Origin of the sequence: Alcanivorax sp. 24 (assembly GCF_004360225.1) — a bacterium.
Taxonomy (GTDB): Bacteria; Pseudomonadota; Gammaproteobacteria; order Pseudomonadales; family Alcanivoracaceae; genus Alloalcanivorax; species Alloalcanivorax xiamenensis.
Genome location: NZ_SNUA01000011.1, coordinates 136433 through 161576, shown reverse-complemented (window position 1 = coordinate 161576; position 25144 = coordinate 136433). Strand labels below are relative to the sequence as shown.

22 protein-coding genes are annotated in these 25144 nt (G+C 63.0%); all 22 read right to left on the bottom strand.

The window, feature by feature from the left end:
• Positions 1 to 186 precede the first annotated feature (186 nt).
• The 22 genes from truD to frr all read right to left on the bottom strand — a co-directional run bounded on the left by truD (position 187) and on the right by frr (position 25140).
• Entirely contained in the window at positions 187 to 1263 is a 1077-nt protein-coding gene (truD, locus tag E0L37_RS15305) for a tRNA pseudouridine(13) synthase TruD (RefSeq protein ID WP_236564196.1), read from the bottom strand.
• On the bottom strand, positions 1256 to 1738 hold the full coding sequence (ispF, locus tag E0L37_RS15300) for a 2-C-methyl-D-erythritol 2,4-cyclodiphosphate synthase (RefSeq protein WP_205655632.1): 483 nt from the start codon (positions 1736 to 1738) through the stop codon (positions 1256 to 1258). Before ispF ends, truD begins: the two co-directional genes overlap by 8 nt.
• Positions 1735 to 2469, bottom strand: a complete 735-nt coding sequence (gene ispD / locus E0L37_RS15295) for a 2-C-methyl-D-erythritol 4-phosphate cytidylyltransferase (protein WP_240687481.1) — start codon at positions 2467 to 2469, stop codon at positions 1735 to 1737. The genes ispF and ispD overlap by 4 nt, the downstream gene beginning before the upstream one ends.
• Positions 2453 to 2767 (bottom strand): septum formation initiator family protein, encoded by a 315-nt coding sequence (locus tag E0L37_RS15290; protein WP_133492573.1) that lies wholly within the window; start codon positions 2765 to 2767, stop codon positions 2453 to 2455. Before E0L37_RS15290 ends, ispD begins: the two co-directional genes overlap by 17 nt.
• Before the next feature lie 43 nt (positions 2768 to 2810).
• The gene (eno, locus tag E0L37_RS15285; RefSeq protein WP_133492572.1) at positions 2811 to 4100 is read right to left on the bottom strand and encodes a phosphopyruvate hydratase; all 1290 of its coding nucleotides are present in this window, start codon (positions 4098 to 4100) and stop codon (positions 2811 to 2813) included.
• Between the two features lie 25 nt (positions 4101 to 4125).
• Positions 4126 to 4962, bottom strand: a complete 837-nt coding sequence (kdsA, locus tag E0L37_RS15280; protein WP_304503120.1) for a 3-deoxy-8-phosphooctulonate synthase — start codon at positions 4960 to 4962, stop codon at positions 4126 to 4128.
• 15 nt (positions 4963 to 4977) lie between these two features.
• Positions 4978 to 6603 (bottom strand): CTP synthase, encoded by a 1626-nt coding sequence (locus E0L37_RS15275; RefSeq protein ID WP_133492570.1) that lies wholly within the window; start codon positions 6601 to 6603, stop codon positions 4978 to 4980.
• Between the two features lie 454 nt (positions 6604 to 7057).
• The gene (gene tilS, locus E0L37_RS15270; protein ID WP_133492569.1) at positions 7058 to 8323 is read right to left on the bottom strand and encodes a tRNA lysidine(34) synthetase TilS; all 1266 of its coding nucleotides are present in this window, start codon (positions 8321 to 8323) and stop codon (positions 7058 to 7060) included.
• Positions 8323 to 9294 carry an acetyl-CoA carboxylase carboxyl transferase subunit alpha gene (accA, locus tag E0L37_RS15265; RefSeq protein ID WP_133492568.1) on the bottom strand — a complete coding sequence of 324 codons (972 nt, stop codon included), beginning with the start codon at positions 9292 to 9294 and terminating at the stop codon, positions 8323 to 8325. The genes tilS and accA overlap by 1 nt, the downstream gene beginning before the upstream one ends.
• A gap of 294 nt (positions 9295 to 9588) precedes the next feature.
• Positions 9589 to 13092 carry a DNA polymerase III subunit alpha gene (gene dnaE / locus E0L37_RS15260; protein WP_133492567.1) on the bottom strand — a complete coding sequence of 1168 codons (3504 nt, stop codon included), beginning with the start codon at positions 13090 to 13092 and terminating at the stop codon, positions 9589 to 9591.
• 38 nt (positions 13093 to 13130) lie between these two features.
• A complete protein-coding gene (gene rnhB, locus E0L37_RS15255) occupies positions 13131 to 13769 on the bottom strand; it encodes a ribonuclease HII (protein ID WP_133492566.1) in 639 nt (212 codons plus the stop codon).
• Positions 13770 to 13771: 2 nt separating this feature from the next.
• The gene (gene lpxB, locus E0L37_RS15250) at positions 13772 to 14911 is read right to left on the bottom strand and encodes a lipid-A-disaccharide synthase (RefSeq protein WP_133492565.1); all 1140 of its coding nucleotides are present in this window, start codon (positions 14909 to 14911) and stop codon (positions 13772 to 13774) included.
• Between the two features lies 1 nt (position 14912).
• Complete coding sequence (lpxA, locus tag E0L37_RS15245; protein WP_133492564.1) at positions 14913 to 15683, bottom strand: acyl-ACP--UDP-N-acetylglucosamine O-acyltransferase; 771 nt, start codon at positions 15681 to 15683, stop codon at positions 14913 to 14915.
• Between the two features lie 116 nt (positions 15684 to 15799).
• The gene (fabZ, locus tag E0L37_RS15240) at positions 15800 to 16237 is read right to left on the bottom strand and encodes a 3-hydroxyacyl-ACP dehydratase FabZ (protein WP_201303825.1); all 438 of its coding nucleotides are present in this window, start codon (positions 16235 to 16237) and stop codon (positions 15800 to 15802) included.
• Between the two features lie 78 nt (positions 16238 to 16315).
• Entirely contained in the window at positions 16316 to 17344 is a 1029-nt protein-coding gene (gene lpxD, locus E0L37_RS15235) for a UDP-3-O-(3-hydroxymyristoyl)glucosamine N-acyltransferase (protein ID WP_133492563.1), read from the bottom strand.
• Between the two features lie 3 nt (positions 17345 to 17347).
• Positions 17348 to 17845: an OmpH family outer membrane protein gene (locus E0L37_RS15230; RefSeq protein WP_133492562.1), complete on the bottom strand. Its 498-nt coding sequence runs from the start codon at positions 17843 to 17845 to the stop codon at positions 17348 to 17350.
• Positions 17846 to 17921: 76 nt separating this feature from the next.
• Positions 17922 to 20285 (bottom strand): outer membrane protein assembly factor BamA, encoded by a 2364-nt coding sequence (gene bamA / locus E0L37_RS15225; RefSeq protein WP_133492561.1) that lies wholly within the window; start codon positions 20283 to 20285, stop codon positions 17922 to 17924.
• Complete coding sequence (gene rseP, locus E0L37_RS15220; RefSeq protein ID WP_133492560.1) at positions 20282 to 21595, bottom strand: RIP metalloprotease RseP; 1314 nt, start codon at positions 21593 to 21595, stop codon at positions 20282 to 20284. The genes bamA and rseP overlap by 4 nt, the downstream gene beginning before the upstream one ends.
• A gap of 69 nt (positions 21596 to 21664) precedes the next feature.
• Positions 21665 to 22837, bottom strand: a complete 1173-nt coding sequence (gene ispC, locus E0L37_RS15215) for a 1-deoxy-D-xylulose-5-phosphate reductoisomerase (RefSeq protein WP_133492559.1) — start codon at positions 22835 to 22837, stop codon at positions 21665 to 21667.
• Complete coding sequence (locus E0L37_RS15210; protein WP_133492558.1) at positions 22834 to 23658, bottom strand: phosphatidate cytidylyltransferase; 825 nt, start codon at positions 23656 to 23658, stop codon at positions 22834 to 22836. Before E0L37_RS15210 ends, ispC begins: the two co-directional genes overlap by 4 nt.
• Entirely contained in the window at positions 23652 to 24440 is a 789-nt protein-coding gene (uppS, locus tag E0L37_RS15205) for a polyprenyl diphosphate synthase (protein WP_133492557.1), read from the bottom strand. Before uppS ends, E0L37_RS15210 begins: the two co-directional genes overlap by 7 nt.
• Positions 24441 to 24582: 142 nt before the next feature.
• Positions 24583 to 25140 carry a ribosome recycling factor gene (gene frr, locus E0L37_RS15200; RefSeq protein WP_133492556.1) on the bottom strand — a complete coding sequence of 186 codons (558 nt, stop codon included), beginning with the start codon at positions 25138 to 25140 and terminating at the stop codon, positions 24583 to 24585.
• Positions 25141 to 25144: the final 4 nt, after the last annotated feature.

Below are 25144 nucleotides of genomic sequence, written 5' to 3'. Positions count from 1 at the left end.
GCGGCAAAAGGGGCCGGCCCTTCGGGTTGCGCTGGAAAAGCCGCCAGAGGACGCTGTGGCCTTTGCCTTTGGCCCACCAAAGCCTTCAGTCCCCAACGCCCTCTGGCGGCTTTTCCAGCAGCAACGCGGCGATGTAAAGATCATGAACAGGCTCTCCTCCCAATGGGGCCAGACGCCCCCCTGATATCAAAGCCTTTCCCGCGAGCGCCGTTCCGGCCCGCGAGTCTCCAGCAACTCCGCCAGCACGGTGGTGGCGAAGGCCCCGGCCGGCAGGTGGAAAGATAAATGCAGGGTATCGTCCCAGCTGTCCCAGTCGAGGCCGGACACCGGCAGACGGGTGGCGCGGCGGGCCGCGTCGACGCCCTGCCCCGCCAATCCCTCGATGACCGCGGCCCAAGGGGCCAGCACGGTCTGTTCCAATATCTGGCAAGCGCCCGATGATGCCATGCCCCCGGCGCCGGGCAAAGGCCCGGTGGGATGAACGTCCCCGGCACTCAAGCGGGTTTCGGCGCCCGGTTCATCGGCGGCGGCGAATAATCCACGGCTGCCGTCCGGTTGCAAAAGATCGCCGTCCAGCAGCCGGTCCCAGCAGCCACCACGCACCCGCTCCGCCAGCACCGCATTGAACAGCCCCGAGCGCACCGCCGACAGCCACAGGCCGCGCAGGGTGCGTTTGCGGGGCGCCTCGCCCTCTCCGCTCAGCCACGCCAGTCCACGCTGCCAGTTACTGTCGTCACGGCCAAAGCGCTGCTCACCGAAGTAGTTGGGCACGCCCAGGCGGGCGATCAGCGCCAGACGTTCCGCCAGCGCCGCCGGATCCGCCTGGACCTGACGCAGACACAGTTGGAAAGCATTGGCGCGATGGGTACCGCGATTCAACTTGCGCCGGTGGCGGCGAGCCTGCAACAGCCTCACCCCCGGCGGGCAGTCCAGGTCAGGGTCCGGTTTGCCGGGTAGATGGAGACTGAACCACTGGCGGGTAATGGCCCGGCGGTCCTTAAGCCCGCTATAGCCCACCGAGAGACGATGAATGCCGGCCTGGCGGGCCAGCCACAACGCCACGTCCTCGGTATTCCAATCGGTTTTCTCAATCTCCAGCCAGAGGTGCTCGCCCTCTCCTTCCGGCGTCACTGTCATGATCTCGTCGACGCGAAAGTCAGCGAACTGCTCCCGCATCAGGGCACGTCCCAGCGGCGCGCCATGGGCCGGCGGCCGCGCCGGGGCGCCGACGTTGTTCAAAACGGCGCCATTCAACTCAGTCACGTTCAAGCAACACCACCGCCTGCACCGCGATACCTTCGCCTCGTCCGGTGAAGCCCAGCCATTCCGTGGTGGTGGCTTTCACCGATACCGCGTCCAGAGCCAGCCCCATCAGGCCAGCGATACGTTCACGCATGGCCTGAACATGGGGAGCGATCTTAGGCTGCTGGCAGATCACGGTCAGATCCAGATTGAGCGGCCGCCAGCCACGGCCGGTCACGTCCTCTATCACCGCTTTGAGCAAAACCGCGGAATCAGCCCCTTTCCAGCGCGGATCGGTGTCCGGAAAATAATGGCCGATATCTCCCAGCGCCAGGGCGCCGAGCAGCGCATCACTGAGCGCATGCAGCGCCACGTCGCCATCGGAATGAGCCTTCAGGCCGCGTTCATGGGGAATGCGAATACCGCCGAGCATGACGTGATCCCCTTCACCGCTAAAGGCGTGAACGTCGAAACCCTGACCGATACGCAGGTTCATGATGACTCCTCCAGACCGGCTTCCTGCCCCTGGCGGCGCAGATAAAAGCGTGCCAGTGGCAGGTCTTCCGGTACCGTGATTTTGATGTTGTCGGCGTTTCCGGCCACCAGCCTGGGTCGCCAGCCGCGCGCTTCCATGGCCGACGCTTCGTCGGTGATGGCGTCATCCGGCACCGCCAGCGCCTCGGCCAGGGCCGCGGCTGGGAACAGTTGCGGGGTCAGGGCCCGCCAGATCAGGTTGCGATCCACGGTGGCGTCGATGCATTGGCCGGGATCCGCCCGTTTGATGGTATCCACCACCGGACAGGCCAGAATCCCGCCCTGCTCTGCGACACCGTCGAGCAGCTTCTGGATATCCGACAGGCGCACCAGAGGGCGCGCCATGTCATGGACCAGCGCCCAGGCGTCCGGCGCCTGCTCCAGCACCGCCTGGAGCCCGGCGCGTACCGACTCCGCGCGGCTGGCGCCGCCGGTGACGGTGCGGATACGCGGATGATCATGGAGCGACATTCCGTTGAGCGACAATCGCGGCCACCAGGGGTCGCCCTCGGCCACCGCCACCACCACGCCGGACAGAGGCGCGAATGCCAGCAGCCGCTGCAGGGTATGTTCCGCCAGGGTACGGCCTTCCAGCGTCAGGTATTGTTTCGGCAGGCTGGCGCCCATACGCGCGCCGACGCCGGCGGCGGGCACCACCGCGTACAAAGGGAAAGGCTTAACGCTTGTCGTCACGGGGCGCGTCCGGTTCCAGGATCAGGAAGAAGGTCTCGCCATCACGGATCATACCGAGATCCTTGCGCGCCAGCTCCTCCACCGCATCGCTGCCTTCCTTGAGGTCACGCACGTCCGCCGCCATCAGGCGGTTGCGTTCACTGAGGGACTGGTTCTGTTCGGAGAGCGCCTGAACCTCCTTTTTCAGGGTCGCCACATGGCGCAGGCTGCCCTCCCCGAACCACAGGCGCACCTGCAGTACCACCAGCAGCAAAGCCAGAACGGCGAGCATGACCTGGCGGGCCGGGGACAGTTTCATGGGCAATCCTCATCACGGGCGGCCGCCGGCCGCCCGCCGCTCCTCACAGGAATTTGAACTCTTTGCGACCTTTGTAGGCGGCGCGGCCCAATTCCTCTTCGATACGGATCAGACGATTGTATTTGGCCACCCGGTCGGAGCGGCACAGAGAACCGGTTTTGATCTGGCCGGCGGCGGTGGCCACCGCCAGGTCGGCGATGGTGGTGTCGGCGGTTTCACCGCTGCGGTGAGAGATCACCGCGGTGTAGCCGGCGTCCTTGGCCATCTTGATGGCGTCCAGCGTTTCCGACAGGGAGCCGATCTGGTTGAACTTGATCAGGATGGAATTGGCCACGTTCTGGTCGATGCCCTGCTTGAGGATCTTGGTGTTGGTGACGAACAGATCGTCTCCCACCAATTGCACCCGGCTGCCCAGGGTCTGGGTCAGAATCTTCCAGCCTTCCCAGTCGGACTCATCCATGCCGTCCTCGATGGAAATGATCGGGTAACGGTCACACAGTTCGGCCAGATAATCACTGAAACCGGCGGCGTCCATGCTGCGCCCTTCACCAGCGAGCACATACTGACCGTCCTTGTAGAACTCGCTGGAAGCGCAGTCCAGGGCCAGCGTAATGTCCTCGCCAGCTTTGTAACCGGCCAGGTCTATGGCCTTCATAATCGCTTCCAGGGCTGCCTCGTTGCTGGGCAGATCCGGAGCGAAACCGCCCTCGTCCCCCACCGCCGTGCCCAACCCTTGCTTCTTCAGCACACTCTTCAAGGCGTGGAACACTTCGGCGCCGTAGCGGATCGCCTCGGCCACGGTGGGAGCGCCCACCGGTTGAATCATGAATTCCTGGATGTCGACGTTGTTATCGGCGTGCTCACCGCCGTTGATGATGTTCATCATCGGTACCGGCAGGGAGTACTCGTTGTCATCGTCCTGAAGATCGGAAATGTATTCGTACAACGGCTTTTGCTGGAACCGCGCGGCGGCCTTGGCCGTCGCCAGGGACACCGCCAGAATCGCATTGGCGCCAAGGCGGCCTTTGTTGTCGGTGCCGTCGGAGTCGATCATCAACTGATCCAGCTCACGCTGGGCAACCGCGTCACGGCCCACCAGCAATTCACGGATCTCGGAATTGACGTTGCCCACGGCCCGGGTCACGCCCTTGCCCAGATAACGGTCTTTGTCACCGTCACGCAGTTCCAGTGCTTCGCGGGAGCCGGTGGAGGCACCACTGGGGGCGCAGGCACTGCCGCTGGCGCCGGATTCGAGAATCACATCGGCTTCAATAGTGGGGTTGCCGCGGGAATCCAGAATTTCGCGGGCCTTGATGTCGACGATCTTGGACATGGGAGAGCTACTCCAGAATTTCAATTCAGTCGTTGTCGAAGGCGGGGAATGCCTTGACCGTATTATCCAGGGTTTGCAACTGCGCCAGGAATGGCTCCAGGCGATCCAGACGCAGGGCGCAGGGGCCATCACATTTGGCGTTGTCCGGGTCGGGATGGGCTTCCAGGAACAGGCCGGCGATGCCCTGGCTGATACCGGCACGTGCCAGTTCCGCCACCTGGGCGCGGCGGCCACCGGCGGAGTCGCTGCGGGCACCGGGCATCTGCAGGGCATGGGTGACATCGAAGAACACCGGATAACCGAACGTCTTCATGATGCCGAAGCCGAGCATGTCCACCACCAGGTTGTTGTACCCGAAGCTGGAGCCCCGCTCACAGAGGATCAGCTGGTCGTTACCGGCTTCCTCGCACTTGTGCAGAATGTGGCGCATCTCTTGGGGCGCCAGAAACTGGGGCTTCTTGATATTGATGATGGCCTCGGTTTTTGCCATCGCCACCACCAGATCGGTCTGCCGGGCGAGAAACGCCGGCAATTGAATGATGTCCGCCACTTCCGCCACCGGCGCCGCCTGATAGGGCTCGTGTACATCGGTGATCACCGGGCACTGGAAGGTCCGTTTGATCTCCTCGAAGATCTTCAACCCTTCTTCCATGCCCGGCCCGCGAAAGGAATGCAGGGAGGAGCGGTTGGCCTTGTCGAAGCTGGCCTTGAACACCCAGGGGATCCCCAGCTTTTCGGTGACCCGGGCGTAATGCTCCGCCACCCGCAGGGCCAGGTCCCGGGACTCCAGCACGTTCATGCCGCCGAACAAGGCCATCGGGGCGTCGTTGGCGAAACGCAGACCGTCAAGCTGGATAGTTATCTGGCTGCTCACGGATTAACTCTCCTTGTGGGCCAGCGCCGCTTCCACGTATCCCTTGAACAGGCCGTGGCCGTCGCGGGGCGTGGAGGTGAATTCCGGGTGGAACTGGCAGGCCACGAACCACGGATGATCCGGCACTTCGATCACTTCCACCAGTTCGCCGTCATGGGAGCGGCCGGCGATGCGCAGGCCAGCGCCTTCCAATTGCGGCAGGTAATTGTTGTTGACCTCGTAGCGGTGCCGGTGTCGTTCAACGATATGAGAACGACCGTAGCACCGGGCCGCCACGGAATCCTCTTCCAGCACGCATTCCTGGCCACCCAGACGCATGGTACCACCCAGATCGGAGGTTGCCGAACGCAACTCCTTGCCGCCGTCCTCACGGGTCCACTCGGTGATCAACGCCACCACAGGCTCCGGCGTGTCCGGTCTCAGTTCGGTGGAATGGGCGTCTTTCAGGCCGGCCACGTGGCGGGCGTATTCGATCAACGCCAGTTGCATACCCAGGCAGATCCCCAGATACGGCACGTTGTTTTCCCGGGCATAGCGGATCGCCGCGATCTTGCCCTCGGTGCCCCGGTCGCCGAAACCGCCGGGCACCAGAATGGCGTCCACCGACGCCAGTTCACCGGTGCCGTTGCGTTCGATGTCCTCGGCGTCGATATAGCGGATGTTGACGCGCGCATGGTTGGCGATGCCGGCGTGCATCAGCGCTTCGTTGAGCGACTTGTAGGCGTCCGCCAGTTCCACGTACTTGCCCACCATGCCGATGGTGACTTCGTGCTGGGGATGCAACTGGGCCTCCACCACCCGGTCCCATTCGGACAGATCCGGTTGCGGCAGGTCGAGCCCGAATTTTTCCACCACGATGGCGTCCAGTCCCTGTTCGTGCATGCCACGGGGAACCTGATAAATGCTCTTGCAGTCCGGCGAGGAGATCACCGCCCGGGCTTCCACATTAGTGAACAGCGCGATCTTCTCACGGGCGCTTTGCGGAATCGGATTATCAGCGCGGCATACCAGAATGTCCGGCTGCAGGCCGATGGAGCGCAGCTCTTTGACCGAGTGCTGGGTCGGCTTGGTTTTGATCTCACCGGCGGTGGCAATGTACGGCACCAGCGTCAGGTGCACCAGCAAGGACCGGCTGGAACCCAGTTCCACACGCATCTGCCGCACCGCTTCCAGGAACGGCAAGGACTCGATGTCGCCGGCGGTGCCGCCGATCTCGACGATGGCCACGTCGGCGTCGCCAGCGCCTTCCTGGATCTTCAGTTTGATTTCATCGGTGATGTGCGGGATCACCTGCACGGTGGCGCCCAGATATTCGCCACGGCGCTCCTTATCCAGCACGTCCTGATAGACACGGCCGGTGGTGAAGCTGTTGCGGCGGCTGAGCCGGGTACGGATGAAGCGCTCATAGTGCCCCAGATCCAGGTCGGTCTCGGCACCATCCTCGGTAACGAACACCTCCCCGTGCTGATAGGGGCTCATGGTGCCTGGATCCACGTTGATGTAGGGGTCCATCTTGATCAGAGTGACCTTAAGGCCACGGGCCTCGAGCAACGAGGCCAGGGACGCCGAGGTAATCCCCTTGCCAAGGGAAGACACCACACCGCCAGTGACAAAAATATAACGTGCCATGCACCCACCAGAATCAGTCATGGATTGAACGTGCCCAAGCCGTCACCGGCTATTTCATTTTCATCGACCGTGCCACCGATCTTTCCACAACCTGCCGCGGGCCCCAAGCCCCGGAGGTGAGAAAGCGCCAACCAGACACCAAAAAAATACCTTTGCTCACCACGGTGGGCAAAGGTGTGTTCTGTTTCGTCTTGGAACGGACGTACCGCCGGGTCTCGGTATTCCTGAAATATCAGGGAGTTGGGCTACGTCAGGATGGGATGAAATAGTAACAGAACGGCTGCCGCCAGGGAACCACCGCCGCACCGTGAAAACGGGTAAAAACGTAAAAGGCGGCACTGTTGTTGGCTACCTGATACGTGGAAAGACAGGCTATTCGCGAGTTAACCCGCTTCCCACGGCAGCTTTGCAGGCCCGCCCGTGGGCAGCGAGTTCACTCGCGAATGCCGACCTATCAGCGCAACTGCCACGGCCGGCAGCGGTGCCGGTCCACGCCGTCGGCGACGCCGATCATTGGCACCGACATCAACTCATCATCCTGATACAGCAGGGGCCATTGGCGGCGTCGCCAGGGCGGCACCCCGGCCACGCGCCATAATTCCGATACCTGCTGGCGCTGACCGTGACGGCGCAAACGCTCACCGCCAACGAAAGGCCGTAGTTGCACATCACCGGGCGGAACCCACAGCGTCACCTCACCCTCCCCCGGCAGCAAGCGCCAGAGACCGGAATCTGGTGGCTCGTCACCAGCCCGCCAATGCAAAGAGCCGCTGAGCGGTTGCAGGTCACCATCACGGAGCAGGTAAAGATCACCGCGATAACGGCGCAGAGTGTGTCCGCCCCAGCTCACCCGGGCTTCGCGGTCCGACGGTGCCCGCAACAGGCCACGGATTTGCCCGGTGATGGCCACGGAGGGCGGTGGCGCTCCCGCCTGGTCCAACCACCAGCGCAGCAGATTATCCCGGCGTTCACGGCTCAATGCCGCCAACTCCCGTAAAGGCAACCGATCCCGCTGCGCCGCCAGCGCCCGGGCATCCTCCGCCGCCCTCTCGTCCAGCAAGGTGGCGGCATCCGCCATTACCCCGGCGGTGCGGGCCAGGATCGTCGGAGCGCCTGGCCAGGTAGCGGCCAGGCGGGGCAGGATTTCATGGCGCAGCCGGTTCCGGCGCAGACCGACATCAGCGTTACTGGGGTCCTCTACCCAATCCAGGCCCCGACGGCGGGCTTCACGTTCCAGTTGCCCCCGCCCGAACGCCAGCAACGGCCGCCACAAACGCATCCCCTCCAGCGAGGAATGTTCGGTCATCGCCGCCAGCCCCTGCACGCCGGCGCCACGCAGCAGGTTCAGCATGACCGTTTCGGCCTGGTCGTCGCGGTGATGGGCGGTGATCACGGTGGCGCTGGCGGCATGTTCAGCCAGCGCCTGGTAACGGACGGCGCGGGCGCCGGCCTCCAGATTCGCGGCCGCCGGCACCGTCACCCGGACTTCCTCGAACGGCAGCTTCAGCGCCGCCGCCCGGGCCCGGCAGAACGCCGCCCAGTCCGCTGATCGCGCTTGTATTTGGTGATTGACGTGCAGCACCCGTAAGCGGGGGCCGAGACCGGCCTCCACCAGCAGGTGCATCAACAGAGAGGAATCAAGACCGCCGCTGAACGCCAGCAGCAAGGGCCCCGGCGGGGCCTGGGCCGCCGACACGCGGGGGACGGCGGCATCGGACATCACTCATCCACGGGGTCGCTGACGAAGTTACCGTAGCTCATCAGGCGCTCATAGCGGCGCTGAATCAGTTCCGGCTGCTCCAGGGCGTCAAGGCTGTTGAGCGCCGCGATCAGGGAGCGGCGCACGGCGTCGGCGGCCTGGTCGTAATCACGATGGGCGCCACCCAGCGGCTCCTGCACCACCTCATCGACGATGCCCAGCTCATGCAGACGGTTGGCGGTCAGCCCCATTGCTTCCGCCGCTTCCGGCGCCTTCTCGGCGCTGCGCCAGAGGATCGAGGCGCAGCCTTCCGGGGAAATCGTCGCATAAGTGCTGTACTGAAGCATTTGCAAGTGGTCGCAAACGCCCAGAGCCAGCGCGCCGCCGGAACCGCCTTCGCCGATCACCGTGGCGATGATCGGCACTTTCAACTGGGACATCACCCGCAGATTACGGGCGATTGCCTCGGACTGGCCGCGCTCTTCCGCGTCGATGCCGGGGAAAGCGCCAGGGGTGTCGATGAAGGTGAAGATCGGCATCCGGAACCGCTCCGCCAGCTCCATCAGGCGCAACGCCTTGCGGTAGCCTTCCGGGTTGGGCATGCCGAAGTTACGACGCACTTTTTCCTTCACTTCCCGGCCCTTCTGGTGGCCGATCACCATGACCGGACGGTCGTCCAGACGGGTGATGCCGCCAACGATGGCCGGATCATCAGCAAAGCTGCGGTCGCCGTGCAGTTCGTCGAAGTCGCCGAAGATGCGCTTGACGTAATCCAGCGTGTAAGGGCGCTTGGGATGCCGGGAAAGCTGCGAGATCTGCCAGGAGGTCAGCTTGCTGAAGATGTTCTCGGTAAGCGTGATCCCCTTCTCCTGCAGCTTGCCGATCTCGTCGGAGATACTGACCTCGCTGCCGGTGCCTACGAGTCGCAGTTCCTCGATTTTGGCTTCCAGTTCCGCAATAGGTTGTTCAAATTCGAGGAAATTCGGATTCATGTGCTACCCCTTGTCACAGTGCGCTCAAGTGTAGCCGCAATACAATGACAGCGTCGAGATACCTGGCTGGGTGTAAAGTTGCAAGTTGTTACCGGACGCCGGCGCGGCGGCGCAAACACGCTTGCACGCAACACGCTAAACCCGAAGCCTGATCCTCGGCAAACAATAGCAAGCGTATTTGCGCACCTGCTATGTATGACTGACTTCCCAAGCAATCCACCCTCCCCGTCTCGCTACAGCGCCAGCAAGCATGGCGTGCAAACGTGTATGCGTGTTGCGTGTAAGCGCCCTTCTTCAATACTCCAACCGCACCGACGTCTCACCGAAGCGGTTGCGCAGCTCATCCACCAGCGCTTCGTGGGGGCTGATTTTCCACTCATCGCCAAGCGGCATGGCCACCTCCGCGTCCTTGTGAGCGAGCCTTAGCGTCACCGGGATCGCACCGCCCCGGTATGGGGCCAGCAGCCGATCCAGGGTGTCCGGCAGTTGTTGTTCCACCGGTACCGACACACACAAGCGGCGGGCGAACACCTCACGGGCCTGGCGCATATCCATCACCTCGTCGGCCACCAGATTGAAGCCACCGGAGTAATCGTCGTTGCGCACCCCGCCGCGCACCACCAACAGGATGTCCTTCTGAATCCGCTCGCCGAACTGGGCGAAGGTCTTGCCGAACACCGACACCTCCAGCCGCCCGGTCTTGTCATCCAGGGTGACGAAGGCCATACGCTCCCCGCTGCGCTTGCTGCGGGTGATGCGCAGTGCCACCACCAGGCCGGCCACGGTGGCGGCCTCGCCCTTGGCGGTGGGTTGCAGGGCATTGAAACGGGCGCTGACGAATTGACGCACTTCGTGCTCGAACTGGTCGATGGGATGACCGGTCAGGAACAGACCCAGGGTATCGCGCTCACCGTTGAGGCGCAGTTCGTCATTCCATTCGCGGGCCGGCTTCCACTCCACCACCGGCGTTTCGGCGGCCTGCATGGAGCCGAACAAATCCATCATGCCGGCTTCTTCGTTGCGGGCATCCTGTTCCGCCGCGGCGATGGCATCCGGCAAGGTGGCCAGCAGCGTGGCGCGGTCACGGAAATGACGGTTCGGCCCGAGCTTGTCCAGGGCTCCGGCACGCACCAGGGCTTCCAGGGAGCGGCGATTGATCTTCTTCAGGTCGATGCGGCGGCAGAAGTCGAACAGATCGTCGAATCCGTCGCTGTCGCCACGGGCGCTGACGATGGCGTCGATGGGACCCTCGCCAAGCCCCTTGATCGCCCCCAGCCCGTAGACGATGTCACCCTCGGGGTTGACGGTGAAGCGATAGCCACAGGAGTTCACGTCCGGCGGCAGCACCTTGAGGTCCATGGAGTGACATTCATCGATGAAGGTCACCACCTTGTCGGTGTTCTGCATATCGGCGGAGATCACCGCCGCCATGAATTCCGCCGGGTAATGGGCCTTGAGCCAGGCGGTCTGGTAGGCCACCAGGGCGTAGGCGGCGGAGTGGGATTTGTTGAAGCCGTAACCGGCGAACTTCTCCACCAGGTCGAAGATCTTCATCGCCAGGTCCGGGTCCACGCCCTTCTCTTTCGCGCCGCTTTCGAAGATCTCCCTCTGCTTGGCCATCTCCTCCGGTTTTTTCTTACCCATGGCGCGGCGCAGCATGTCGGCGCCGCCGAGGGTATAGCCGGCCAGGACCTGGGCGATCTGCATCACCTGCTCCTGGTAGAGGATCACCCCGTAGGTGGGCTTGAGGATCGATTCCAGCCATTCATGCTGGTACTGCGGATCCGGGTAGGCCAACGGCTCCCTACCGTGTTTCCGGTTGATGAAGTTGTCCACCATGCCGGATTCCAACGGGCCGGGGCGGTACAGCGCCACCAAAGCGATGATGTCTTCGAACACATCGGGCTTGAGCTTCTTGATCAGCTCCTTCATGCCCTGACTTTCAAGCTGGAACACGGCGGTGGTATCACCGCGCTTGAGCAGATCGAAACTGGGCGTGTCATCCAGCGGGATCCGTTCGATCTCCAGCGGCCCCTCTCCTTCCCGCTGGCGGCGCACGTTCACCGCCTTCATCGCCCAGTCGATGATGGTCAGGGTTTTCAGGCCGAGGAAGTCGAACTTCACCAGCCCGGCTTGCTCAACGTCGTCCTTGTCATACTGGGTGACCAGGTTTTCGCCGTGCTCGTCGCAGTGCAGGGGCGCGAAATCGGTGAGTTTGCCCGGCGCGATCACCACGCCGCCGGCGTGTTTGCCCACGTTCCGGGTCAGGCCCTCCAGCTTGAAGGCCATCTCCATGATTTCATTGACCGCTTCCTTGTCCGGGTTGCCGTCGTCCTCAAGGAAATCCCGCAGCGTCTCTTCCTGCTCCAGTGCTTTGGACAGCGTCATCCCCGGCGTGCCGGGAATCATCTTCGAGAGCCGGTCGGCCATGCCGTAGGGTTTGCCCTGCACCCGCGCCACGTCCCGCACCACCGCCTTGGCCGCCATGGTGCCAAAGGTGATGATCTGGCTGACCGCGTCACGGCCGTATTTATCGGCCACGTAATTGATCACGCGATCGCGTTTTTCCATGCAGAAGTCGACGTCGAAGTCGGGCATGGAGACCCGTTCCGGATTCAGGAAGCGTTCGAACAGCAGGTCGTAGGCGATCGGATCGAGGTCGGTGATCTTCAATGCGTAGGCCACCAGGGAGCCAGCGCCGGAGCCCCGCCCCGGCCCCACCGGCACCTGGTGTTCCTTACCCCACTGGATAAAGTCCGCCACGATCAGGAAGTAGCCGGGGAAACCCATCTGATTGATGATGTCCAGCTCGAACTTGAGGCGGTCGTCATAGACCTTGCGGTGTTCGGCGTAGTCCGGCGCCTGCGGATCAAGAATCTTGGCCAGCCGCTCCTCGAGCCCGTCCCGGGATACCTTTTCGAAGTACTGCTCAATGGTCATGCCTTCCGGCACCGGGAAATCCGGCAGGAAGTTCTTGCCCAGACGAATGTCGAGGGTACAGCGCCGGGCAATCTCAACACTGTTTTGCAGCGCTTCCGGCAGGTCGGAGAACAGCTCCGCCATTTCCTCCGCGCTTTTCAGGTACTGCTCCTCGGAATATTTTCGTGGCCGGCGCGGGTCATCCAGGGTGTTGCCGTCATGAATGCAGACCCGCGCCTCGTGGGCCTCGAAATCCTCGCGCTTGAGGAAACGCACGTCATTGCTGGCCACCACCGGGATGTCCAGCTCCGCCGCCAACGCCACGCTGGCGTGCAGGCAGTCCTCATCACCGGGGCGCTGGGTGCGCTGCACCTCCAGGTAGTAACGGTCACCAAACACGGCTTTGTATTCCAAGGCCCGTTCCCGCGCCAGATCAATCTTCTCCGCCAGCAGCCATTTACCCACGTCGCCAAAACGGGCGCCGGACAGCACGACCAACCCCTCGTTGAGTTCCAGCAGCCACTCACGCCGGATCAGTGCCCGTTCACGCACCTGATTGGTCTGCCAGGCCCGGCTGATCAGCAGGGTCAGATTGCGGTAGCCCTCTTCGTTCTGCACCAGACAGGTGATATAGCTGGGCTCGTCCTCGGGATCATCCGCCTGCACCCACAGATCGGCGCCCATCACCGGTTTGATGCCGGCGCTCTGGGCGTTGGAGTAGAATTTGATCAGGGCGAACAGATTGTTCTCATCGGTGACCGCCACCGCCGGCATGCCCTGGGCGGTGCAGGTCTTGACCAGTTCCTTCACCCGCACCACGCCATCCACCAGGGAGTAGTCGGTATGCAGTCGCAAATGGACGAAACGGGGTTCGCTCACGAAACAAGACTCCTAGATTCCCCGCCCACGACGGCGGGTCAGTTCGATTCGATCAGGGCCGCCACCGGGCCGAAGGAACGGCGATGTTCGGGCAAGGGACCGAGACGGCGCAACGCTTCCAGATGCACCGCGGTGGGATAGCCCTTGTGACGGTCGAAGCCGTAATCGGGGTGCTGCCGATGCAGCGCCACCATTTCCGCGTCCCGCGCCACTTTGGCGAGAATCGAGGCGGCGGCGATCGCCGGTACCCGGCCATCCCCTTTCACCACGGCTTCCGCCGGACAGGCGAAGGACGGGGTCCGATTACCGTCCACCAACACCGCTTCCACGTCAATGGGCAGTGCTTGCACCGCCCGGACCATGGCCAGGTGGGTGGCATGATAGATGTTCAGTTGATCCACTTCCGCCGCTTCGGCGCGGCCCAGAGCCCAGCCCAGGGCCCGCTCACGGATCAATTCCGCCAACTGTTCACGGCGTTTGGCGGTGAGTTTCTTCGAATCCGCCAGTCCCTCTATGGGCCTTGCCGGGTCCAACACCACGGCGGCGGTCACCACCGCGCCCACCAGCGGGCCCCGCCCCACTTCGTCGACGCCGGCCAGCACCATACCCGGTTGCCAGGCAAAAGCGCTGGGGACAAAAGGCTCGCTCAGAGCGTATTCCGCAAAGGGATGGTTCATCGCTAACCTTCCAACAGGCCGACAATGGCGTCCGCGGCCTTGACGCTGGCGCCGCCGCGCAGGGCCTCATGCACGCGGGCAAAATCCTCCCGCAACGCGGCCACCCGCCGTGGTTCATGCAGCCATCGGTTCACTTCCCGCGCCGCCGCCTCCCCGGACAACTGATGCTGAATCAGCTCAGGCACCATGGCCTTCCGGCACAGCAGATTGGGCAAGGCGACGAACTCGCTCTTCACCAGCCGCGACACGATGGCATAGGTCACCGCGCCCACCCGATAGCCCACCACCATGGGTTTTTTCAGTAGCAGGCCTTCCAGGGTGGCGGTGCCGGACGCCATCAACACCACATCGGCGGCGGCCATCACCGTGCGGCTGCGGCCGTCCATCACCGTCACCGGCAGTGCCGGCGCCGCCCCCAGCGCCACTTCAATTTGCTCACGGCGGGCCTGATTGGCGGCGGGGATGACGAAGCGCAGAGCCGGGTTGTCCTTGTGCAGACGTACCATGGCATCCAGGAACGGTGGCATCAGTTGAGACACTTCCCCGCCCCGGCTGCCCGGCAGCACCGCCAGCCACTTGCCCTCCTCGTCCAGATCCAACTCGGCGCGAGCGGCGGCGGTGTCCACATCCAGTTCGATCATGTCCGCCAGGGGATGCCCGACGAAGGCCACCGGCACCTCGTGCTCTTCGTAGAACAGCGCCTCGAACGGGAACAGTGTCAACATCAGGTCCACGTCCCGCCGGATGCCCTTGACCCGCCCCTGGCGCCAGGCCCACACCGACGGGCTGACGTAGTGAACGGTGCGCAGACCGGCGGCGTGAGCACGCTTGGCCACGCCCAGGGTGAAATCCGGAGAATCGATGGTGATCACCACCGCCGGGCGCTTTTCCAGCAGGGCGTCCACTAACTGGCGGCGCAGGCGGAACAGCTCCGGCAGGTGAGAAAGGACCTCGGTGATACCCATCACCGACAACTTTTCCATCGGAAACAGGGTTTCAAACCCGGCGGCGATCATGCGTTCGCCGCCAACACCGAAGAAGCGGGCCTCCGGGTAACGCGCCCGCAGAGCCTCGATCAGGCCGGCGCCGAGAATATCGCCGGAGGCCTCGCCAGCCACCAGGGCGATCAGCGGCGCGTCCATATCAGCGGGTGATGCCCCGAGTGGAATCGCGCAGGGAGTCCACGAACAGCTTCAGCTTATCGCACTGCCCGGCTTCCGGCTCCAGCTCCGCCAATGCCTGTTCCAGGGTCATGCCCTGGCGGTAGACCACTTTGAACGCCTTGCGCAGACGATTGATGACTTCGCTGTCCCAGCCGCGCCGGCGCATGCCCTCGAAGTTCATGCTGCGGGCGGAGGAAGGATTGCCGCCGACCATGACATACGCCGGAACATCCTTGACGATCAGACTGCAGCCGGCGGACATGGCGTAGGAACCAATGTGACAGAACTGGTGGATACCGGTCATGCCGCCCAGAATCACGTTATCGCCGATGTGCACGTGGCCGGCGATGCCGGTGGCATTGGCAAAAATATTATCGTTGCCGATCATGCAATCATGGGCCACATGCACGGTGGCCATTAGCAAATTGTTGTTGCCGATGCGGGTCAGACCCTGATCCTGCGCGGTGCCACGGTGAATGGTGACGTGCTCGCGAATAACGTTACCGTCACCGACCTCCAGACGGGTGGGTTCACCCTGATATTTCTTGTCCTGGCAGTCCTCGCCCACCGAAGCGAACTGAAAAATGCAGTTGTTGGCGCCGATGCTCGTCGGCCCCTTGATCACCACATGGGGGCCGATAACCGTGCCGGCACCGACAGTGACGTCAGGCCCGATCACGGAGTACGGCCCGACTTCGACGTCCGCCGCCAGCTCCGCTTTGGGATCGATAATGGCTGTGGGATGAATCATAGGTATGCGTGTCCACCCTGGGCTGGTATGTCGTTCCGAATAGTGCCATCGCCGCCAGTATAGCCAAGAGGCTGACAGGCGGCGATGGCCGTGACGCCCGCCCGAGCGGGCGTGAATCAGACTTTCTGTTCCGCCACCAGCATGTCGGCGGAGGCCACCAGTTGGCCCTCCACTTCCGCGCGGCAGGTGAACTTGAGAATACTGCGGCGCAGCATCACCCACTCGGCCTGCAGCGTGAGACGGTCACCGGGCACCACCTGGCGTTTGAAGCGGGCATTGTCCACGCCCACCAGCAGGTAGATGTAACCGTCCGCCGGGCGCTTGTTCTCGGTGACGAACCCGAGGATCCCGGCGGCCTGGGCCATCGCTTCGATGATCAGCACGCCGGGCATGATCGGTTCCTGCGGGAAATGGCCGTTGAAGAAGGGCTCGTTGATCGTGACGTTCTTGTACGCCTCGATGCGCTTGCCCGGCTCCACGTTCACCACCCGGTCCACCAGCAAAAACGGATAGCGGTGGGGCAAGTATTCCCGCACCTCGTTAATGTCCATCATGATATGTATTCCGAAAGCAAAAACCCCCTGTCGGGGGCGTGACATCCGATCATCGCTGGATCCGACGCGGCCTGGGATTCAGTCTTCGCTGTTCCCGCCCCGCGCCTTTTCCAGACGACGAACCCGCCGGGACAACTCGTCCAGGTGGCGAAAACGCGCCACATTCCGGCGGTAACGGTCCTGTTTGTCCACGGGCAGCGCCGACCCGTAAGTTCCCGGTTCCTTGATCGAACGGGATACCAGGGACATGCCGAGAATCTGTACCTGGTCACAGATTTCCAGGTGACCCGAGATTCCCACCGCGCCACCGATCATGCAGTAACTACCGATACGGCTGCTGCCGGCGATACCGACTTTGCCGGCCAGGGCGGAATGATCGCCGATCACCACGTTGTGGGCCACCTGAATCTGATTATCCAGGATTACCCCATTGCCGATCACGGTGTCCTCGATGGCCCCGCGATCAATAGTGGTGCCGGCGCCGATTTCCACGTCCGCGCCGATACGCACACCGCCAACCTGCGCCACCTTGGTCCAACCCGCGCCATTGAAGGCGAAGCCGAACCCGTCCGCGCCAATCACGGTATGGGAGTGAATGGTAGTCCGCGGTCCGATGGTAACACCATGATAAATTGTAACATTCGGCCAGATGCGGCCCTGTTCACCGATTCGGGTACCGGCGCCGATCACCGAATTGGCCATCACCACGGTGCCCTCACCAAGCACCACGTCGGCCTCGATCACCACATTCGGGCCCAGTGATACGGACTCTGGCACCGTCGCCGTGGGATCCACCACCGCACTCGGATGGACGCCGGCGGGCACCCGCGGCGCGGTATCAAAGAAATGGCTGGCTTTGGCGAACGCCAGGTACGGGTCCTTCACCACCAGAGCGGGTACCGGGCAATGCTCCCTTTGATCCGCGCTCAGCAACACCGCGCCGGCGCTGGTGTTCTCCAGAAAGGCGCGATAGCGGGGGTTGGCCAGAAAGGTGAGTTGGCGTGGACCGGCGGCACCGATGGTACCGAGACCACTGACCTCGGCATCCGCCGGGCCATGCAGCTCGGCTTCCAGCTCCCGGGCGAGAAATTCCAGAGTAACCGTCATCGATTATTTCATGCGATTGAGTTGTTGGGTGACATCCTTGGTGATATCCGGCTCATCGCCCTTCAGGTACACCACCGCCTGGCCGTTGAGGACCATGTCCAGATTACGCTTCTTGGACACCGCTTCCACCGCTTCACGCAGCTTCGGCTCCATCACATCCAGGATTTCCTGCTGACCGCGTCCCAGTTTCTTTTGCGCGGACTGACGCAGGTTCTGCACCTCGATCATCTTCTGCTGTCCCTGGGTTTGCAAACGCTGCCGTTCGTCCTCCCCCATGGTCATGCCTTCCTTGTCGAGGCGATCACGCAGCCCTTCCACTTCCTTACCCAGTTGTTCCAGCCGCGCCTGGTCACCCTGTAAAGAGGATTCCAGTTTGCTGTAGCGGGTCTTGAATTCGTCGGCCTCCTGCAAGGCACCGATCGGATCCACCACACCGATCCGCATTTCCGCGCTGGCCAGCATCGGCAACAGCATCAGCACAACAAGCAAGCTCTTCTTCATAAACCGCTCCTAACAGGTCCCTTCCCTATAACAACAAAGGCCCGGCATCGCCGGGCCTGCCTCTGGCCCATCTCTATCAGAACGTCTGCCCCAGGGAGAACTGGAACACCTCGGTATCGTCGCCGGACTCGTTGTTGATCGCCTTGGCCAGGTTGAAGCTGAGTGGACCGATGGCGGTGAGCCAGCTCAGGCCAATACCCACCGATGCCCGCAGATCCTGGACGGCGAAATCGGCGTCGATATCATCCCGTTTGGTCTCGAAAATATTACCCGCATCGGCGAACAGGAACGTCCGCACGCTACGGGATTCCGCCGCGAACGGCGTCGGGAAAATCAGTTCCACGCTGAGTTCGGTCAGCAGGTTACCGCCGATCGGATCGGGATCCGGGTCCACTTCGCCGCGTTGCGCATAATACAGCGCATCGGAACGGGGGCCCAGAGAGCGGGACTCATAGCCCCGGACCGAACCGATCCCCCCGCCGTAGAACGCTTCGAAGAACGGCAACACCTCGTTGTCGCCATAGCCATCCCCGTAGGCGACGCTACTGCGGGTACGCAAGGTCCAGCGGTTGGTGATCGGGAAGTACTTCTCGCCATCCCAACTCAGTTTATAGAACAGGTAATCAGAGCCGGGCACCGCCACTTCCAGATTCAGGGTGCTGGCCCAGCCACGGTCCGGCAGGATGCCCCGGTTCAGGGTACTGGTGCGCAAGGTGGCATTGGTCTTGATTTCGTCAAAGGTGCGCCCTTCTTCTTCCATGAAGCGGGCGATGTCCACGGCAATGAACTCACCATCGGAAATTTTGGTTCGCTCCAGACCACCGCCGAAACTCAGGCGCGTGTATTCGGAGATCGGATAGCCGAACGTCACCGAGCCACCGGCGCGGTCCGCGGCGTAGGAGGAGACCCGGGCTTCATCAAAATCAATCTTGGAGTAGTACAGACTGAAGCCACGGCTGACACCATCCAGAGTGTAGTACGGGTTGTAGTGGGAGAAGCTGTAGGCATCACGGATATCACTTCGGCTCAGTGCGAAGGACACCCGGTTACCGGTACCGCGGAAGTTGTTCTGACTGATGTTGGCGCCGAACACCATACCGGAAGCGTCGGAATAACCCACATTGGCGCCGATGGAACCGGACGGTTGTTCCTCCACCTGGTAATTCACATCGACCAGGTCATCGGAACCGGGCACCGGATCGGTGTCCGCCTGCACCGCGCTGAAGTAACCGAGACGCTCGAGACGCTGACGGGACAGATCGATCAACGCGGTGTTGGCCGGCGCCTGCTCGAACTGGCGCATCTCCCGGCGCATCACTTCATCGGCGGTTTTCTGGTTGCCGTTGTAATTGATACGGCGCACATAAACCTTACGGCCCGGCTCGACGTAAAAGACCACGTCGACGGTGTTGTCCTCATCATTGGTTGCCTGATCAATGCCGCGTACCTCGGCGAAGGTGTAGCCTTCATTACCAAGGCGGCGCTTGATCAAATCACTGGTATAGGTCACTTGTTGCTGGCTGAAGACCTGCCCCTCGTCCAGCACCACCAGCGAACGCAACTGCTCCTCGTCCACCACCAGGTCACCGGCCAGCTTGATGCTGTTGACGGTGTACTGCTCGCCCTCGTTGACGTTGATGGTGAGCGCCACTTTTTCCCGGTCCGGCGTCACCGCCACCTGGGTGGACTCAATGGAGAAGTTGATGTAACCCCGATCCAGGTAGTACGACCGCAGTTGCTCCAGATCACCGGCCAGCCGTTCGCGGCTGTATTTGTCGTCGCCCTTGATGAACGACCAGAAGTGTGACGGCCGCAAATTGAAGACGTTGAGCAACTCGTCGTCATCGAACACGGTGTTGCCAACAATGTTGATGTCGTTGATGCGCGCCGATTTGCCTTCGTAGATGTCGATCTTCAGCGCCACCCGGTTCCGCGGCAGGGGCGTCACTTCAGTGCTGATGTCCGCGCCGTAGCGGCCCTGAGCCACGTACTGCCGTTCCAGCTCGCCAGAGATCGCTTCCAGGGTGGAGCGCTGGAACACCTCGCCTTCGGCCAGGCCGGCTTCGGTCAGCCCCTTGCGCAGGGCGTCCTCCTCGATCGACTTGTTACCGGAGAGCTCAATACGGGCAATGCTCGGTCGCTCGGAGACCATCACCACCAGATCGTCGCCGTCGCGCCCCAGCTGCACGTCCTCGTAATTGCCAGTGGCGAACAGGGCCTGCACCGATTGCACCACGCTTTGCCGGGTCACGGTGTCACCGGGCTGAATGGGCAAGGTGGCGTATACCCGCTCGACGGGGATGCGCTGCAGCCCCTCCACGCGGATATCCCTCACTTGAAACGGCACGGCTTCCTGGGCTTGTACCAGCGCGGGGCTCAGCGCCCCCAGAGTCAGCACTACCCCGCCGAACAGGGTTTGGGTCGTTTCCCGGTATCTCATGAAAACTGTCGCACCAGATCGTTGTAGATGGCCAACAACATGAAACTCATCACCAGCGTCAACCCCACCCCTTGAGCGGTGGTCAGGAACCGCTCGGGCAGGCTGCGCCCGCGAATCATTTCGATGATGCCGAAAAGAATCCAACCGCCGTCCAACATCGGCACCGGCAGCAGGTTGATAATGCCCAGGGTGATACTGAGATAGGCCAGCAGCATCAGGAAGCTGAGAATTCCAACCTCCGCGCTTTGCCCGGCCACCTGGGCAATGGTCACCGGCCCACCGAGACTATCCAGTGGCAGATGACCAGTAAACAATTTGGCGATACTCGCCCACACCACGCCAGCCTGTTCGGCCAGGCGATCGCCAGCGGCGTCCAGCGCCGATAGCGGATTATAACGTTGTTCGACGATCCCGCCGGGCAGCACACCGAGCTGACCAACCACACGGTCCTCCAGCATCACCGGCTCGGGATGCAGGGTCAGGGAATGCTCGCGACCGTCACGCAGCACGGTGGCGGGCAGCGCCCGCCCCGGACTCTCCTGCAACTTCTGCCGCCAGGCGCTCCAGCCCGGCACCAGCTGTCCGTCGGTGGTCAGCACCTGATCGCCAGTCCGCACGCCGGAGCGCTGGGCCCCGCTACCCTCGGCGATCTCGCCAATCACCACCGCCGGGCTCAGGCCCAGAACCGGCAAGGGCGACTGTTCCGGATCCCGGGACCAGGCACTGATATCCAATTGCCGCGTCCGCTCCTGGCCCTGGCGGTCCCGCACTTGCACCGGCACCGGTTCGGCGTCGCCGAGGTGCAACACCAGCCGGCCCATCACATCCTGCCAGGTCCGCACTGCGCGACCGCCGACACTGAGCAGGTGATCACCAGGCTCGAAACCCGCCACCGCCGCCGGCGAGTCCACCGCCGGATTGCCCGCCACCGGCGCATAGCCACGCTCACCGGCGGTCATCATCAACAGCCAGTAAATCAGGAAAGCAAGAATGAAATTGAATATGGGGCCAGCGGCATAGACGATCACACGCTGCCAGGCGGGTTTGCCGGAGAATTCCTCATCCGGGGTGGCATCGTCCGGGAGATCGCCGTCCCGGCGATCCAGAGGCCTGACAAAGCCGCCCAGGGGAATCGCGCTGATCACCCAATCGGTGCCACGACGATCAGTGACACGGCACAGGCGCGGGCCAAAGCCCACGGAAAACGTCAAAACCCGCACGCCGAAAGCGCGCATGGCCAGAAAATGTCCCCATTCATGGAAGGCTACGATGACCAGAATGGTGACGATGAAAGCCAGAACCGTCAGCATCGATTGACCTCTGTACAAGCCATCAGCGGCGGCATCACTGTCTGTCCATCGCGTTTCACACCGTCTCCTTCATCGGCCCAGGCCCTGTACTTGTTGGCGGGCCAGATCCCGCGCGCGGGAGTCCAGGTCCATCACTTCGTCCACATCGTCACAGCGACCGCCGGGCAATGCGTCCAGGGTATTCGCCACCACGCTACCGATATGCTGGAAACCCAGCCCGCCGTCAAGAAAAGCGGCCACCGCCACTTCATTGGCGGCATTGAGCACGGCGGTGGCGGCACCGCCCGCCTGCATCGCCTGCCGGGCCAGGGCCAGACAGGGAAAGGCCTGTTCGTCCGGCGGCAGAAAACGCAGCTCGGCCAGGGTGGCGAAATCCAGTGACGGCGCGCCGGAGGCGATCCGTTGCGGCCACGCCAGGGCGCAGGCGATCGGCGTGCGCATGTCCGGTGTGCCCATCTGGGCCAGCACCGAGCCGTCCAGGTATTCGACCATGGAATGCACCACGCTTTGCGGGTGAATCACCACGTCCACCCGCTCGGGCGGCATATCGAACAACCAGCAAGCCTCGATGAATTCCAGCCCCTTGTTCATCAACGTGGCGGAATCCACGGAAATCTTCGGCCCCATGTCCCAGTTGGGATGGCGCACCGCCTGCTCCGGCGTCACCGACGCCAGTTGCTCCGCGGACCAGCCCAGAAACGGACCGCCGGAGGCGGTCAGCAGCACTCTGCGCACGCCCTGATCCACACCATCCCGGGGCAGACATTGGAAAATGGCGTTGTGCTCGGAATCCACCGGCAGCAGCGTGGCGCCATGGCGCTTCACCGCGTCCATGAACAGCGCGCCGGTCACCACCAGGGTTTCCTTGTTCGCCAGCAAAATTTTCTTGCCGGCGCCAACCGCCGCCAGAGTTGGACGCACGCCGGCGGCGCCGACGATGGCGGCCACCACCGTGTCCACCTCGTCCAGACCGGCGACAGCGCACACGCCCTGGTGCCCGGCCAGCACTTCGGTGTCTGACCCTGCCGCCTTGAGATGGTTCCGAAGCTCGACGGTGGCCTGCTCATCCGCCAGGGCGGCGTAGCGCGGACGCCAACGCAGGCACTGCTCAGCCAGCTCCCGCCAGCGATGGCCCGCCGTCAGCGCCACCACTTCATAGCGCTCCGGGTGCAGGGCCAGCACCTCCAGGGTCTGGCAGCCGATGCTGCCAGTGGCACCGAGGACGGTAATACGCTCCTTCACAGCACGCCTCCTGGCAGGGAGAACCAGTTAAGGCCGGCCAGCGCCACCGGCAAAGCGGCGGTGACACTGTCGATACGATCCAGCATACCGCCGTGGCCCGGCAATACCGAGCCACTGTCCTTGATACCGCGCTCACGCTTGACCATGCTCTCGAACAGGTCACCCAGCACCGAGGCCAGCACGGTCATTAACGCGACGATCAACAGCGCCGGCAAGGTCGCCCGCAGCCAGCCGGTGGCGTACACCAGGGCCACCACGGCCAGTGCCAGCAGAGCACCGCCGACCAGCCCTTCCACCGTCTTGCCGGGACTGACCAGCGGTGCCAGCTTATGCCGGCCAAAGGCCCGGCCGGCAAAATATGCGCCGGTATCGGCCGCCCATACCCACACCAGAATGAACAGCAGCGCCCAGGGACCGGCCAGACCAAGTGCCCCCCGATCCTGCAGTTCCACTACCGCGGCCCAGGACGGTATCAACAGCAGCCAGCCCACCACCACCATGATCGGCGTCCGGAACCACAGCCGGGCGTTACGCGGGTAGCCAAGCACCATCACCAGCGCCAGCAACCACCATAACGGCAGCGCGTTCAGCACCCAGGCCGGACGGCAGATCTCGACCGCCACCATCAGCAGCGCCAGGGACAAACACCACAGCAGACGACCGCCCTGGCCCAGGCCACGCATCATGCCGGACCATTCCCAGCCGCCGACGACGAAGAACACACCGGCGATCACCGCGAACGGCACCCGGCCGAGGCCAAAAACCGCGCCCAGCACGATCGGCAACAGAATCAGAGCGGTGATCACCCTCTGTTTCAGCATGAGGAGTCTCCATCGAGGCGACTGACTTCCTCGCCGGAGCGCCCGAAACGGCGCTGCCGGGAGGCGTAATCCGCCAGCGCCCGGTCCAGCGCCTGACCGTCGAAATCCGGCCACAGGGTTGGCGTGAAATAAAATTCACTGTAGGCGGCCTGCCACAACAGAAAGTTGCTCAGGCGTTGCTCGCCGCCGGTGCGGATCAACAGGTCCGGCGGCGGCAGATCGGCCAGGCTGACATGGCCGCCAAGTTCGGCGTCGGTGATCTCCTCAACCGTCAATTCGCCGTCAAGCACCCGCCGCGCCACACGCCGGGCGGCCTGCGTCAGATCCCACTGGCCACCATAGTTAACCGCGATGGCCAGGGTCATGCCGGCGTTATTGGCGGTCAGTTGCTCGGCCTCGGCCATGCCCCGGCGCAAGCCGTCATTGAAGGCGGAGCGCTCACCGATGAAGCGCAGGCGGATGCCGTTCTCATGCAGTTCGGCGACCCGCGCCCCGAGCGCGTGGACGAACAGCGCCAACAGATGCTGTACCTCGTCCTCCGGCCGGCGCCAGTTCTCGGAACTGAACGCGAACAGCGTCACCGCTTCGATACCGCGACGGGCGGCACGGCGAATCACTTCCCGTACCGTGGCTTCACCAGCCCGATGGCCTTCGACGCCGGGCAGATCGCGCTGGCGGGCCCAACGGTTGTTGCCGTCCATGATGATGGCGACATGACGCGGCAAGGCCCCGGTGTGGGAATCCAGGTCCGGCGCCGAGGAAACCGGTCGGGTTTCTTCCATCAAGAACCTCCGGGTTATCGTCCTTGTTGTTCGTCAGGCAACGAACGAATCTGATCCGTTTCGCCGTCCCGTACCACCCTAAACAACGCAGGCGCCGGTAACCGCCGGCGCCCGCACTGGCCGTTTGAGGATCCCGGGATCCTCAAACGGTCATCAACTCCTCTTCCTTGACTTTGAGCATCTTCTCCACCTCACCGACCATTCGGTCGGTCAGCTGCTGAATTTGCTCCTCGCCGCGACGGGCTTCGTCCTCGGAGATTTCCTTCTCCTTGAGCAAATCCTTGAAGTCACCATTGGCATCACGGCGGATGTTGCGGATCGCCACCTTGGCATGCTCGGCCTCGCCGCGCACCACCTTCACCAGATCCCGACGGGTTTCCTCGGTCAGCGGCGGCAGCGGCAACCGGATCACGGTACCAGCGGTGGAGGGATTCAGGCCCAGGTCGGACGTCAGGATGGCCTTCTCGACATCCGGCACCAGGCTCTTGTCGAACGGCGACACCAACAGGGTACGCCCCTCTTCCACACTGATGTTGGCCAACTGGCTCAACGGCGTGTCCGAGCCGTAATAGGACACATGGACAGTGTCCAGCAGACTGGGATGAGCGCGCCCGGTGCGCACTTTCTTCAGAGCCACGTCCAGAGCCTCCAGGCTCTTCTTCATACGTGATTCAGCGTCTTTCTTGATGTCCTCGATCACCTTT

What these genes read in the sequence shown, in the direction of transcription:
- rnhB (WP_133492566.1), bottom strand. Translation starts at nt 13,769, where the DNA reads ATGAACCATCCCTTTGCGGAATACGCTCTGAGCGAGCCTTTTGTCCCC.
- E0L37_RS15290 (WP_133492573.1), bottom strand. Translation starts at nt 2,767, where the DNA reads ATGAAACTGTCCCCGGCCCGCCAGGTCATGCTCGCCGTTCTGGCTTTG.
- tilS (WP_133492569.1), bottom strand. Translation starts at nt 8,323, where the DNA reads ATGTCCGATGCCGCCGTCCCCCGCGTGTCGGCGGCCCAGGCCCCGCCG.
- E0L37_RS15275 (WP_133492570.1), bottom strand. Translation starts at nt 6,603, where the DNA reads ATGGCACGTTATATTTTTGTCACTGGCGGTGTGGTGTCTTCCCTTGGC.
- lpxB (WP_133492565.1), bottom strand. Translation starts at nt 14,911, where the DNA reads ATGGACGCGCCGCTGATCGCCCTGGTGGCTGGCGAGGCCTCCGGCGAT.
- eno (WP_133492572.1), bottom strand. Translation starts at nt 4,100, where the DNA reads ATGTCCAAGATCGTCGACATCAAGGCCCGCGAAATTCTGGATTCCCGC.
- accA (WP_133492568.1), bottom strand. Translation starts at nt 9,294, where the DNA reads ATGAATCCGAATTTCCTCGAATTTGAACAACCTATTGCGGAACTGGAA.
- bamA (WP_133492561.1), bottom strand. Translation starts at nt 20,285, where the DNA reads ATGAGATACCGGGAAACGACCCAAACCCTGTTCGGCGGGGTAGTGCTG.
- E0L37_RS15230 (WP_133492562.1), bottom strand. Translation starts at nt 17,845, where the DNA reads ATGAAGAAGAGCTTGCTTGTTGTGCTGATGCTGTTGCCGATGCTGGCC.
- rseP (WP_133492560.1), bottom strand. Translation starts at nt 21,595, where the DNA reads ATGCTGACGGTTCTGGCTTTCATCGTCACCATTCTGGTCATCGTAGCC.
- fabZ (WP_201303825.1), bottom strand. Translation starts at nt 16,237, where the DNA reads ATGATGGACATTAACGAGGTGCGGGAATACTTGCCCCACCGCTATCCG.
- uppS (WP_133492557.1), bottom strand. Translation starts at nt 24,440, where the DNA reads ATGGAAGAAACCCGACCGGTTTCCTCGGCGCCGGACCTGGATTCCCAC.
- lpxD (WP_133492563.1), bottom strand. Translation starts at nt 17,344, where the DNA reads ATGACGGTTACTCTGGAATTTCTCGCCCGGGAGCTGGAAGCCGAGCTG.
- E0L37_RS15210 (WP_133492558.1), bottom strand. Translation starts at nt 23,658, where the DNA reads ATGCTGAAACAGAGGGTGATCACCGCTCTGATTCTGTTGCCGATCGTG.
- lpxA (WP_133492564.1), bottom strand. Translation starts at nt 15,683, where the DNA reads ATGATTCATCCCACAGCCATTATCGATCCCAAAGCGGAGCTGGCGGCG.
- ispF (WP_205655632.1), bottom strand. Translation starts at nt 1,738, where the DNA reads ATGAACCTGCGTATCGGTCAGGGTTTCGACGTTCACGCCTTTAGCGGT.